Here is a 12,685-nt window from a genome sequence, read left to right as displayed (position 1 = left end):
CCAAATATGAGCGGATTATCACATTTAGATGAACTGGAAGCAGAAGCAATATATATTATCCGGGAAGTGGCAGCAGAATGCGAAAAACCAGTAATGCTTTATTCCATCGGAAAAGACAGCTCAGTAATGCTTCATCTTGCACTGAAAGCTTTTTATCCGGAAAAACCGCCTTTCCCGTTTTTACATGTCAATACAACATGGAAATTTAAAGAAATGATTGAGTTTCGTGATAAGACAGCAAAAGATCTTGGAATCGAGATGCTGGAATATATTAACGAAGATGGTGTAAAGCAGGGAATCAATCCTTTCGATCACGGTTCAGCTTATACAGATATCATGAAAACACAAGCTCTGAAACAGGCTCTGAACAAATATGGTTTTACAGCAGCTTTTGGCGGCGGCCGTCGTGATGAAGAAAAGAGCCGTGCAAAAGAACGTATCTTTTCTTTCCGCAACGAAAATCATGCGTGGGATCCGAAAAATCAGAGACCGGAAATGTGGAAGCTTTATAATACTGAGATCAACAAAGGCGAGAGCATTCGTGTTTTTCCAATCTCCAACTGGACAGAAAAAGATATCTGGCAGTACATACAGAGAGAAAATATTCCGATCGTACCTCTTTATTTTGCAAAAGAACGTCCGGTGGTATATCGTGACGGAAATATCATCATGGTGGATGATGAGCGTATGCGTCTGAAACCGGGAGAAAAACCGGAGATGAAAAAAGTACGTTTCCGTACACTGGGCTGTTATCCGCTGACCGGAGGTATCCTTTCAGAAGCAGATACACTTGATGCAATCATTGATGAGACATTAAGTTCTGTGGAATCCGAAAGAACCAGCCGAATCATCGATTCTGACGGTGGTGCAGCGAGCATGGAAAAGAGAAAGAGAGAGGGGTATTTCTAAATGAGTGGTTTACTGAAATTTATTACCTGCGGAAGTGTGGATGATGGAAAATCCACACTGATCGGACATATACTTTATGATTCAAAACTGCTTTATGCAGATCAGGAAAAAGCCCTGATCCTTGACAGCAAAGTTGGATCCAGAGGTGGTGCGATCGATTATTCACTTCTTCTCGACGGCCTGATGGCAGAAAGAGAACAGGGTATCACAATCGACGTGGCTTATCGTTATTTTACTACAGATAAAAGAAGCTTTATTGTTGCAGATACACCTGGTCATGAAGAATATACAAGAAATATGGCAGTTGGTGCTTCCTTTGCACAGCTTGCAATCATTTTGGTCGATGCAAAACAGGGTGTTCCGGTACAGACAAGACGCCACAGCCGTATCTGTGAGCTGATGGGAATTCATCACTTTGTATTTGCAGTCAACAAAATGGATCTTGTGGATTATAGTGAAGAGAGATTTAATGAAATTATAAAAGACATTAATGAGCTTTCTGAAAGTCTCGGACTTCAGGATGTTGTGATCGTTCCAGTCAGCGCGACTGAAGGTGACAATGTGACTGTCAAATCCGAAAATATGCCATGGTATACAGGAAAAACACTTCTGGATCATCTGGAAACGGTTGATGTGACAGAGACTGAGAGCGAAGCCGGATTCTATATGCCAGTACAGCGTGTATGCCGTCCAAATCATGAATTCAGAGGATTTCAGGGACAGATTGAAAGTGGCAGGATCAAAGTCGGAGAGACCATAACCACACTTCCGAGCAATGAAACTGCAACAGTCAAAACATTACTGAATGGAAGTACATCCGTAGAGGAAGCAGTGACAGGCCAGGCAGTGACAATCCAGCTTGACAAAGAAGTGGATGTCAGCCGTGGATGTGTCCTGACAGATCAGGCACAGCTTTCCGTTGCAAAAAGCTTTACAGCAACGCTTCTCTGGATGGATGACAGCAGACTGACTCTCGGAAAAGAGTATCTGGTAAAACTCGGTACTAAGAGGATTCCGGGATTTATCCGCAGTATCAAATATAAAATCGATGTCAACACAGGAGAACATATTTCTGCTGATTATATCGAAAAAAATGAAATTGCACTTTGCGAAATCGAACTGGCAGAAAAAATTGTGCTGGATGAATTTAAGAAACATAAAACACTTGGTGAAATGATCCTGATCGACCGTGTCAGCCATATGACTTCTGCATGCGGTGTACTGGAAACGGTAGAAAATGACAGCGAAAAACCATATTTCCAGAAGGACGATATCAAAGTCGGCGGTTATGTGTTTGAAGAATTTTACTTCAATCTGGAAAATGCTATGATGTCCAAAACAGGATCTGATAGGAAAACCTATCATGTAGGAGATGCAGTGCCGGTTTCCGGTGACAGCTTCAAATATCCGGAATACTTTGATATTTTGTCCGTTGAGGACGGTGCAGCTGTCCTGATTCGTGACGGTAAAGTTGAAGATATTCAGAAGATTGAAGATTATCGCTACATGGGACTGCCGGTAGTGGATGAGCGTGGGATGGCACTGCTTGTGAAAAACAGAGCAGAATTGGACAAATTCCTCGAAGAAGTGAAAGCAGCAACTGCAGAAAACAGATCCGAATTGCATAATAAATGGTTCAGATTTGAGACATACAGAAAAGTTGTTTGCACCGATAATTTTTGGGTGATCTAAGGGAACTTCCTTAGGAGCCTTCGTGGGTGCCCCGAAACCTTGATATTTGAAAAAAGAATCTGAGGGGGAAGAGCTCACAGTTGCGAAGGCCGCACTTCCCCCTCAGACTCCCCCTTGTTGGCCACGCGGTCGTATATGAGCATATTATTTATACGTGAGCAAATATTATTTAGTTATGGTATTGTCTTTAAAAGAACAAGACGGGAAATACCAAAGACAGGCAGGAATTTTACAGAATTCTTACCTGTTTTTGTTTGTTTATCAAAAATGAATATGATATATTAGAATATATAGAATACCAGGTGGTTGTAGATAATGGATTTATGACCAGAGAAAGGGCATGGAATGGAACAGGAATTTTGGGATGCGGTGGAGGACAATCCGATCATTGCGGCAGTAAAAAGTATGGATGATCTGGAAGGATGCTGTAAGCTGGAGGACATACGAGTTGTCTTTGTTTTGTTTGGGGATATATGTTCGATTGGAGATATTGTAAAGAAAATCAAGGCTGCAGGCAAGATTGCCATGGTGCATGTAGATCTGGTCGGAGGATTAAGCCCACGCGAGATAGCAGTTGAATATCTGAAAAATAATACCGATGCCGATGGAATTATTACCACAAAACCATCATTGATCAAAAAAGCAAAAGAACTTTCGCTGTATACGGTACTGCGTTATTTCCTACTGGATTCAATGGCTTACGAGAATATTCTGACACAGCAGCATATCGTCCATCCAGATTTTATAGAAGTCCTGCCTGGTGCAATGCCAAAAGTCATTCAGAAACTTTGCTCTGAAATCAAAGTACCCGTAATCGCCGGAGGTCTCATTATCGACAAAGAATCCGTTATGGGAGCCCTCACCGCCGGCGCCACCGCCGTATCCTCCACCAACCACAACGTATGGAAACTGTAATTCCATTCCCTGATAATTTATCTGATTATTATAGAATTGTATCCTGAGAAGTCGATATCCTATTGACTAATTATAAAAGATTTTGTTTAATAAGATAAATAAGAGGAATATAAAAACGATATTATAAAAGAAACTCTTTTATGAGGGAGGCTTTTTATATGCAAAAATATGTAATGGCGCTGGACGCGGGTACCACCAGCAACCGATGCATTTTATTTAATGAAAAAGGTGAAATGTGCAGTGTGGCACAGAGGGAATTTCATCAGTATTTCCCGAAGCCCGGCTGGGTGGAACACGATGCAGATGAAATCTGGGCAAGTATGCTTGGTGTGGCAGTAGAAGCTATGAATATGATTGGTGCAGAAGCACATGATATTTCTGCAATCGGTATTACAAATCAGCGAGAGACTGCAATCGTATGGGATAAAAACACCGGAGACCCGATCTATCATGCAATTGTCTGGCAGTGCCGCAGAACATCCGAATACTGTGATTCACTGAAGGCAAAAGGTCTTACCGATAAATTCCGTATGAAGACCGGTCTTGTGATAGATGCCTATTTTTCTGCAACAAAAGTAAAATGGATTCTCGACAATGTGCCGGGAGCCAGAGAAAAAGCAGAGCGTGGAGATCTGCTTTTTGGAACAGTTGAGACCTGGCTGATCTGGAAACTGACGAAGGGTGCGGTTCATATTACGGATTATTCCAATGCATCCCGTACAATGCTTTTTAATATCAATACTTTACAGTGGGATGAAGAAATCCTTGAAGAATTAGATATTCCGAGATGTATGCTTCCGACACCGAAACCGTCCAGCTGTGTTTACGGTATGGCAGATCCGTCATTTTTAGGCGGTCCGATACCGATTGCAGGTGCAGCGGGAGATCAGCAGTCCGCATTGTTTGGGCAGACCTGTTTTCAGGCCGGTGAAGCAAAAAATACATATGGTACCGGTTGTTTCCTGCTTATGAATACAGGTGAGAAACCGGTGTTTTCCGAGAATGGCCTTGTTACAACAATTGCCTGGGGGCTTGATGGAAAAGTAAATTACGCGCTGGAGGGATCTATCTTTGTGGCAGGGGCTGCAATCCAGTGGCTGCGTGATGAGATGCGCCTGATTGATTCTGCTGAAGATTCTGAATATATGGCAAAGAAAGTAAAGGATACAAATGGCTGCTACGTTGTTCCGGCATTTACTGGACTTGGAGCACCACACTGGGATCAGTATGCGAGAGGTACAATCGTTGGAATCACCCGAGGCGTAAATAAATACCATATTATCCGTGCAACTCTGGAATCTCTGGCATATCAGGTAAATGATGTATTACAGTCGATGAAAGCCGATTCCGGAATTCAGCTTGCTTCACTGAAAGTCGATGGTGGCGCGAGTGCGAATGATTTTCTGATGCAGACACAGGCAGATATCATCAATGCACCGGTAAATCGTCCGCAATGTGTCGAGACTACTGCGATGGGTGCAGCTTATCTGGCAGGTCTTGCAGTAAACTACTGGACGAGCAAGGAAGATGTACTTAAGAATTGGGCGATTGATAAAACCTTTACTCCCCAGATCGCGGATACAGAGAGAGTTAAGCGAATCAAAGGATGGGAAAAAGCAGTCAAATATGCCTATGGCTGGGCAAGAGACGAAGAAGATTAATGATTAGGAGTCACTTTTAAGTGACTGAATTCAAATTAAATATTTAGGCAAGAGAAAAGAGAGCCTGACAGTAGATCCATAAGACATGGGTTTATTTGTCAGGCTTTTTACGATACAGGAGGATATAAATATGAAAAACTATGATGTGATTATTATTGGTGCAGGAGTGACAGGTACAGCAATTGCACGGGAACTGTCACGTTATCAGTGTAAAGTCTGTGTGCTGGAAAGAGAAGAGGATGTCTGCTGCGGTACCTCAAAAGCAAACAGTGCGATTATTCATGCAGGGTATGATGCAGAACCGGGCTCATGGAAAGCCAGATTGAATGTGAGGGGAAATGAAATGATCGAATCACTTTCAAGAGAGCTTGACTTTCCGTTTAGACGGAATGGTTCACTTGTGCTTTGTCTGGATGAAAAAGCTTATCCGGATCTTAAAAAACTTTATGACAGAGGAATCGAAAATGGGGTAGAAGAGCTTCAGATCCTGAACAGAGATGAAGTGCTTTCGATGGAGCCAAATGTTTCCGATAAAGTCTATGCGGCTTTATATGCACCAACAGCCGGAATTGTATGTCCGTTTCATATGACGATTGCTTTTGCAGAAAACGCATATACAAATGGTGTGTCATTCCATTTTAATACGGAAGTGCAGCAAATTGAACGAGAGGCAAAAGGATGGAAAATCACAACCGGTAAGGGAGAATACAATGCGAAGTGTATTGTCAATGCAGCCGGTGTGTATGCAGACAAGATCCACAATATGGTAAGTGAAAAGAAACTTCATATTACCCCACGAAAAGGAGAATATTGTCTGCTGGATAAAAGTGCCGGTAATCATGTAAGAAGAACGATTTTTACTCTTCCGGGAAAATTTGGAAAAGGTGTTCTTGTCACACCGACGGTTCATGGAAATCTTCTGATTGGACCGACTGCAATGGATATTGAAAATAAAGAAGGTGTGAATACAACACGGGACGGGTTACAGCAAGTTATTGAAAAATCTGCAGACAGTGTGAAAAATATTCCAACACGACAGGTGATTACTTCATTTGCCGGTTTGCGTGCACACGAAGACGGAGATGATTTTGTCATCGGAGAAACAGAAAATGATTTTATAGACTGTGCGGGAATTGAATCACCGGGACTTTCCAGTGCACCGGCAATAGGTGAAGTTATTGGAAAACTTGTACAGAAAAAATATGATCTGAAAGAAAAAATAGATTTTATTTCCACAAGAACAGGATTACCGGATCTGAATTCGATGACGCTTGAAAAACGGAATGAAATAATTCATAAGAATCCTGCATATGGAAATATCATCTGCCGCTGCGAGATGGTGACAGAGGGAGAAATCATAGATGCAATCAAAAGGCCGCTGGGGGCAAAATCACTGGATGGAGTTAAGAGGCGTACACGTGCCGGTATGGGACGATGCCAAGCGGGATTCTGTTCACCTAAGGTTATGGAGATCCTGAGCCGTGAGCTTGGAAAATCGATTGAAGAAATTACAAAATCCGGCGGAAATTCCCGAATTATCGAAGGAATCAATAAGGATACATTTTGAGGAGGAAAACAAAATGAAAAATTATGATATTGTGATCATCGGCGGAGGTCCGGCAGGACTTTCTGCAGCTGTGGCAGCCAGAAAAAACGGAACAGAAAGTGTTTTGATTCTTGAACGTGACGACAAACTTGGCGGAATTTTGAATCAGTGCATTCATAATGGATTCGGGCTGCATACATTCCAGGAAGAATTGACAGGGCCGGAGTATGCGGGAAGATTTATTACGCAGGCAGAGGAACTTCGGATAGAATACAAATTACATACTATGGTTATGGATATCAGCGCAGACGAAGTCGTAACAGCAATGAACCAGGAAGAAGGAATGTTTCAGATTCAGGCAAAAGCCGTAATTCTTGCAATGGGCTGCCGTGAACGTTCAAGAGGAGCACTGAACATACCAGGCTATCGTCCGGCAGGGATTTTTTCAGCAGGAACGGCACAACGTCTGGTAAACATTGAAGGGTATCTTCCGGGGCGAAAAGTTGTGATCTTAGGTTCCGGTGACATCGGTCTGATTATGGCAAGGAGAATGACGCTGGAAGGGGCAGACGTGCAGGTGGTTGCAGAGCTGATGCCTTATTCCGGCGGCCTGAAACGAAACATTGTGCAGTGTCTGGATGATTTTGGGATTCCGTTGAAATTAAGCCATACGGTAATTGATATTAAAGGTAAAGAACGTGTGGAAGGAATCACTCTTGCCGAAGTCAATGCAGAGGGCAGACCGATTCCGGGTACGGAAGAAGAATATGAGTGTGATACATTACTTCTTTCTGTCGGGCTGATTCCAGAAAATGAATTATCACGCGGCATGGGTATAGAAATGAATCCTGTGACATCCGGTCCGAAAGTCAATGAAAGTCTGGAGACAAATATAGAGGGTGTTTTTGCATGCGGAAACGTGCTTCATGTACATGACCTGGTTGACTTTGTATCGGAAGAAGCGGCTATGGCTGGACGAAATGCCTCACTTTATGTACAGAATGCATGCAGAAGCCAGGAAAATACAAAAAATCTGACAGAAAAAGAAATCATTCTGTTTTCGGAAAAGGGGGTACGTTATACGGTTCCGTCTGTAATACGTCCGGATCATATGCCGGAAGAACTGACTGTTCGATTCCGCGTCGGAGGTGTATACAAAAACTGCTATATAAGCTGCTATCTCGATGGAGAAAGAATCCTTCACCGCAAACGTCCGGTCGTAGCTCCGGGGGAGATGGAGCAGATCAAACTTACCAGAGAACAGATAATGAAGAATCTTTTATTGCAGAAAATTACATTAAAAATCGAGGAGGAATAGATATGGAAATCAGAAATCTGACATGCATCGGCTGCCCGATGGGATGTCCTCTTACTGTGAAACTTGAGGACACAGAAGTCATAAGTATAGAAGGAAATAGCTGCAAAAGAGGTGCCGTATATGGAAAAAAAGAGGTTACGAATCCGACCAGAATCGTGACAACGACCGTTCGTGTAAGTGGTGGAACGGAACCTGTGGTGTCTGTTAAAACAAAAGAAGATATTCCGAAAGATAAAATTTTTGCCTGTGTTCGTGCAATGAAGGAAATTACTGTACCGGCTCCTGTACATATCGGAGATGTGATTCTGCGTGATGTCGCACACACAGGGGTGGATATGATTGCAACAAAAAATGTAGAGATTTAAAGATATTGTTTTTCTTTCAAAACACACAGGAAAACCCCATGTAAATTTTATTGACAACTTTTCTCGAACATACTATTATTAAAATAGTATGTTTTCCTGAAGGATCCACGCGGATATGGTATATCCCATTCAGGAAAGGATATAGTCAGACAAAGGAGAAACACAATATCATGACAATATCCATGATAGGAATTGATCACGACAGAGCACCCGTAGATATTCGGGCTCTGTTTGCGTTTACAAAGAAAAATGCGGGAGAAGCAATGGAAAGACTTAAAGAGACGGCAGGAATTTATGGCTGTATCATTTTGTCGACCTGCAACCGACTTGAAATATGGACCAGTCACGAAGAAGAACAGGAAATTTCCATGTATGAGTGTCTGTGCCGTCTGAAGGGGATACAGGATACTTCTTACGAAAAATATTTTATCACACGCAAAGATAAGGAAGCTGTAGAGCATCTTTTTTATCTTGCCGGAGGACTGAAATCTCAGATTCTCGGTGAAGATCAGATTCTAACGCAGATTAAGGATGCTCTAAATCTTGCACGTGAGCATTTTACAACAGACAGTGTGCTGGAAGTACTGTTTCGTATGGCTGTAACCGCTGGAAAAAAGATCAAGACAGAAGCTCCTCTTGCACATGGGAATCCTTCTGTTATTCATCAGGCAGTCAGCCATTTGAAAGAACAGGGTTATGATATGCATGGCAAAACATGTATGGTCATCGGAAATGGTGAAATGGGAAAAGTTGCCGCACAGACGCTTCGCGATGCCGGAGCCAATGTAACAGTCACAGTCCGCCAGTATCGAAGCGGACTTGTCAGTATTCCGATTGGATGCAGCCGTATTCATTATGGAGAGCGAATGAGATTTTTGCCGAACTGTGACGTTGTAGTAAGTGCTACAGCCAGTCCGAACTTTACTCTGAGGGATGAACTTTTTCAGGATGTTGTATTGGAAAAACCGCTCCTGCTTCTTGATCTTGCAGTTCCGAGGGACATTGATCCGTCTCTTGGCAGCAGGGACGGAATTACGCTTTATGATATGGACAGCTTCCGTACAGAAAGACTTTCGCCGGAGGCACATGAGAGTCTTATAAAAGCAGCTTCGATCGTAGAAGAACAGATGGCAGAATTTTTTCAGTGGCTGGATGGCCGTGACGTTATTCCGAGAATTCAGGAAATCCGTGCGGAAGCAGTGCAGGATCTGAATCTGCGTATCGAAAAAATTCTCAAAAAAACACCGATGCAGGAAGAAGACAGGGCAAGTCTTCTTGAGGCAGTAGACACCGCAGCTGGAAAAGTTGTTAATAAAATGATTTTCGGTCTTAGGGACAGTCTGAATCAGGAAGCTTTTCTGGAATGTGTTGCAGGATTGGAGAAGGTATATGAAGACTAAACGATATTTTCCAATGTTTATTGATCTGTCAGACAAAAAAATCGTCGTTGTAGGCGGTGGCAATATTGCGACCAGAAGAGTACGGACACTTTTGCAGTTTACAAGAAATATTACTGCAATTGCACCGAAGTGTACGATGGAACTGCAGGAACTCGGAAAGACAGGATATGTTCATCTGATCACACGCGCGGTCAAACGTTCGGATTTTGACATGGCATATATGGTGATCGCAGCAACAAATGACTGGAAACTGAATGATGAGATTTACCGTGTCTGTAAGGAAGAGGGCATCTATGTAAATGTTGCCGACGATAAGAGTAAATGCGATTTCTATTTCCCGGGTATTTATATGAAGGATGAAGTGGTTGTCGGAATTACAGCAAGTGGGCTGGATCACAGCCGCGCAAAAAAAGTCCGTATCGCAATTCAGGAAGCAATGGAGGCATCAGATGGTGAAGACAGAAGTGCAGAATAAAGTGATCATTGGAAGCAGGGAGAGCCGTCTGGCAGTTTTGCAGAGTGAGATGGTGCGCGATTACATAAAAACACAGCATCCGGAGCTGGATGTTGAGATTCTGACAATGAAAACGACAGGTGATAAAATTTTAGACCGGACACTTGATAAGGTCGGAGGCAAGGGCCTCTTTGTAAAAGAACTGGATAAAGCACTGCTGGAGGGCAGAACCATGTTGTCGGTTCACAGCCTGAAAGATATGCCGATGGAAGTTCCTGGAGAACTTCCTCTTCTTGCGTTTTCAAAGAGAGAAGATCCGAGGGATGTTCTGGTGCTCCCGCAGGGAGTCGGTGAACTGGATCCTACGAAACCGCTGGGATGTTCAAGCCTTCGGCGTACGCTTCAGCTTAAAGAACTATATCCGGAAATGGAAGTAAAAAGTATTCGTGGAAATCTTCAGACCCGTTTACAGAAACTGGACAATGGAGAATATTCCGGTCTGATTCTTGCTGCAGCAGGCCTGAAACGCCTTGGCTTAGGAAATCGAATCTGCCGGTATTTTTCAGAGGATGAGATGCTTCCGGCAGCAGGTCAGGGAATCCTTGCTGTGCAGGGAAGATGGGATCTGACATATGATTATCTGGAAGGCTATCGAGATGAAAAAGCATGGATTGCAGGCAGTGCAGAGCGTGCTTTTGTAAAATATCTGAACGGAGGCTGTTCTTCGCCGGTTGCCGCTTTTGGTGTGGTAGAGGGAGATGAACTCTTTCTTCGCGGACTCTATTACAGGGAATGTGACGGTCGTTATTTTAAAGACAGCATCCGGGGACCGAAATCAGAGGCAGAAAAACTGGGCAGAGACCTTGCCAAACGGATGCAGGATATATATGAAAATGACATAACAGGAGGGCTTTCATTATGAAAAAGGGAAAAGTATGGCTTGTTGGAGCCGGACCTGGAGATATCGGTCTATTTACTTTGAAGGGAATGGAAGTCCTTAAAGCAGCAGATGTTGTTGTTTATGACAGTCTTGTAGGTCAGGGTGTTCTGGCAAAAATTCCGACAGAGGCAAGATTAATAAATGTAGGAAAACGTGCAGATAAACATACGATTCCACAGGAAGGAATCAATCAGGTGCTTCTGGAGGAAGCCCTGAAGGGAAATCGTGTTGTCCGCCTCAAAGGCGGTGATCCGTTCCTTTTCGGACGTGGCGGAGAAGAACTGGAACTTCTGACAGAAAATGAAATTCCGTATGAGATCGTTCCGGGAGTTACATCTTCCATTGCAGTACCGGCATACAACGGAATTCCGGTTACACATCGTGATTTCTGTTCATCAGTGCATATCATTACCGGACATCGGAGAGCAGGGAAAAAATATGACATTGATTTTAAGGCGCTGACAGATACGAAGGGAACGCTGGTTTTTCTTATGGGAATTGCAGCACTTGCTGATATCTGCCAGGGACTTCTTAATGCAGGAATGGATCCGGATATGCCGGCGGCAGTTCTCCAGAAGGGAACGACAGCTGATCAGAAGCGCGTTGTAGCAACCGTTTCCACTCTGAAAGAAGAGGTAGAAAGGCAGGGAATCGAGACACCGGCAATTATTGTAGTCGGTAAAGTATGTAAGCTTGCAGCAGACTTCGGATGGTATGAAAAACTTTCTCTTGCAGGATGGAAAGTGCTTGTAACCAGACCGAAGGGACGCAGTTCCCGTACCGCAGATGATCTTCGAAGAAGAGGGGCAGAAGTGTTGGAACTGCCGTCTGTCAGAACTGTTGCACTGGATGAGCAGACGGAGCTTTGGCATGCATTTGACAGAATAGACACTTATCAGTGGATTACTTTTACAAGTCCGACAGGCGCAGAGATTTTCTTTGAAGAACTGAAAAATGCGCACAAAGATATCCGTAGTCTGGCAGGAGTACGTATTGCGGCAATCGGTCAGGGAACTGCGAAAGTACTGGAAGAAAGAGGTATTCTCGTAGATCTTATTCCGGAAATTTATGATGGAGATGCACTGGGAGAAGCCCTTGCGGCAAAACTCACAGGCGGAGAGAAAATTCTTCTCCCAAGAGCACGAAAAGGAAATGAAAATCTTGTAAAGATTCTTAAAACTCATGGTGCCAGGGTGGATGATATTGCAACATATGATACCGTCTATGAAAAAAGCCGGCTGATCAATGTTGGAGAAGAAATTCGTACAGGTTCTATCGACTGTGTGGTATTTACAAGTGCATCAACGGTAAAAGGATTTGTCGAAAGCACAGCACTTGCAGATTATTCCGGTGTTGTGGCAGCATGTATCGGCAAACAGACAAAAGCTGCGGCTGATGCATACGGCATGCAGACATATGTGGCAGAAAAAGCAACGATTGAGGCTTTGATCGATCTCGTTGTGAAGATAAAAAACAAATAACATT

Annotated in this window: 11 protein-coding genes; all 11 read left to right on the top strand. The window is 43.3% G+C overall.

Annotation, left to right across the window (positions count from 1 at the left end; translation table 11 throughout):
• Window positions 1–6 precede the first annotated feature (6 nt).
• The 11 genes from cysD (at window position 7) to cobA (ending at window position 12,681) form a co-directional block, all read left to right on the top strand.
• Complete coding sequence (gene cysD, locus BQ7344_RS02440) at window positions 7–909, top strand: sulfate adenylyltransferase subunit CysD (protein ID WP_072521280.1); 903 nt, start codon at window positions 7–9, stop codon at window positions 907–909.
• Entirely contained in the window at window positions 910–2,601 is a 1,692-nt protein-coding gene (locus tag BQ7344_RS02435) for a sulfate adenylyltransferase subunit 1 (RefSeq protein ID WP_072521279.1), read from the top strand. It abuts the gene before it with no gap.
• A 345-nt stretch (window positions 2,602–2,946) separates the two neighbouring features.
• Window positions 2,947–3,516 carry a glycerol-3-phosphate responsive antiterminator gene (locus tag BQ7344_RS02430; RefSeq protein ID WP_072521278.1) on the top strand — a complete coding sequence of 190 codons (570 nt, stop codon included), beginning with the start codon at window positions 2,947–2,949 and terminating at the stop codon, window positions 3,514–3,516.
• 158 nt (window positions 3,517–3,674) lie between these two features.
• The gene (gene glpK, locus BQ7344_RS02425; protein ID WP_072521277.1) at window positions 3,675–5,177 is read left to right on the top strand and encodes a glycerol kinase GlpK; all 1,503 of its coding nucleotides are present in this window, start codon (window positions 3,675–3,677) and stop codon (window positions 5,175–5,177) included.
• A 130-nt stretch (window positions 5,178–5,307) separates the two neighbouring features.
• On the top strand, window positions 5,308–6,744 hold the full coding sequence (locus BQ7344_RS02420) for an NAD(P)/FAD-dependent oxidoreductase (protein WP_072521276.1): 1,437 nt from the start codon (window positions 5,308–5,310) through the stop codon (window positions 6,742–6,744).
• Between the two features lie 13 nt (window positions 6,745–6,757).
• Window positions 6,758–8,041, top strand: coding sequence for an NAD(P)/FAD-dependent oxidoreductase (locus BQ7344_RS02415; protein ID WP_072521275.1), 1,284 nt, complete (start codon window positions 6,758–6,760; stop codon window positions 8,039–8,041).
• A gap of 2 nt (window positions 8,042–8,043) precedes the next feature.
• Entirely contained in the window at window positions 8,044–8,406 is a 363-nt protein-coding gene (locus BQ7344_RS02410) for a DUF1667 domain-containing protein (RefSeq protein WP_072521274.1), read from the top strand.
• Between the two features lie 170 nt (window positions 8,407–8,576).
• Entirely contained in the window at window positions 8,577–9,806 is a 1,230-nt protein-coding gene (gene hemA, locus BQ7344_RS02405; RefSeq protein WP_072521273.1) for a glutamyl-tRNA reductase, read from the top strand.
• Window positions 9,796–10,281 carry a precorrin-2 dehydrogenase/sirohydrochlorin ferrochelatase family protein gene (locus tag BQ7344_RS02400; protein WP_072521272.1) on the top strand — a complete coding sequence of 162 codons (486 nt, stop codon included), beginning with the start codon at window positions 9,796–9,798 and terminating at the stop codon, window positions 10,279–10,281. Before hemA ends, BQ7344_RS02400 begins: the two co-directional genes overlap by 11 nt.
• A complete protein-coding gene (hemC, locus tag BQ7344_RS02395) occupies window positions 10,256–11,182 on the top strand; it encodes a hydroxymethylbilane synthase (protein ID WP_072521271.1) in 927 nt (308 codons plus the stop codon). Before BQ7344_RS02400 ends, hemC begins: the two co-directional genes overlap by 26 nt.
• Window positions 11,179–12,681, top strand: coding sequence for a uroporphyrinogen-III C-methyltransferase (cobA, locus tag BQ7344_RS02390; protein WP_072521270.1), 1,503 nt, complete (start codon window positions 11,179–11,181; stop codon window positions 12,679–12,681). Before hemC ends, cobA begins: the two co-directional genes overlap by 4 nt.
• Window positions 12,682–12,685 lie beyond the last annotated feature (4 nt).

The organism is Blautia sp. Marseille-P3087 (assembly GCF_900120195.1).
Lineage (GTDB): Bacteria > Bacillota > Clostridia > Lachnospirales > Lachnospiraceae > Blautia_A.
This window is presented reverse-complemented; position numbering and strand designations above follow the sequence as displayed.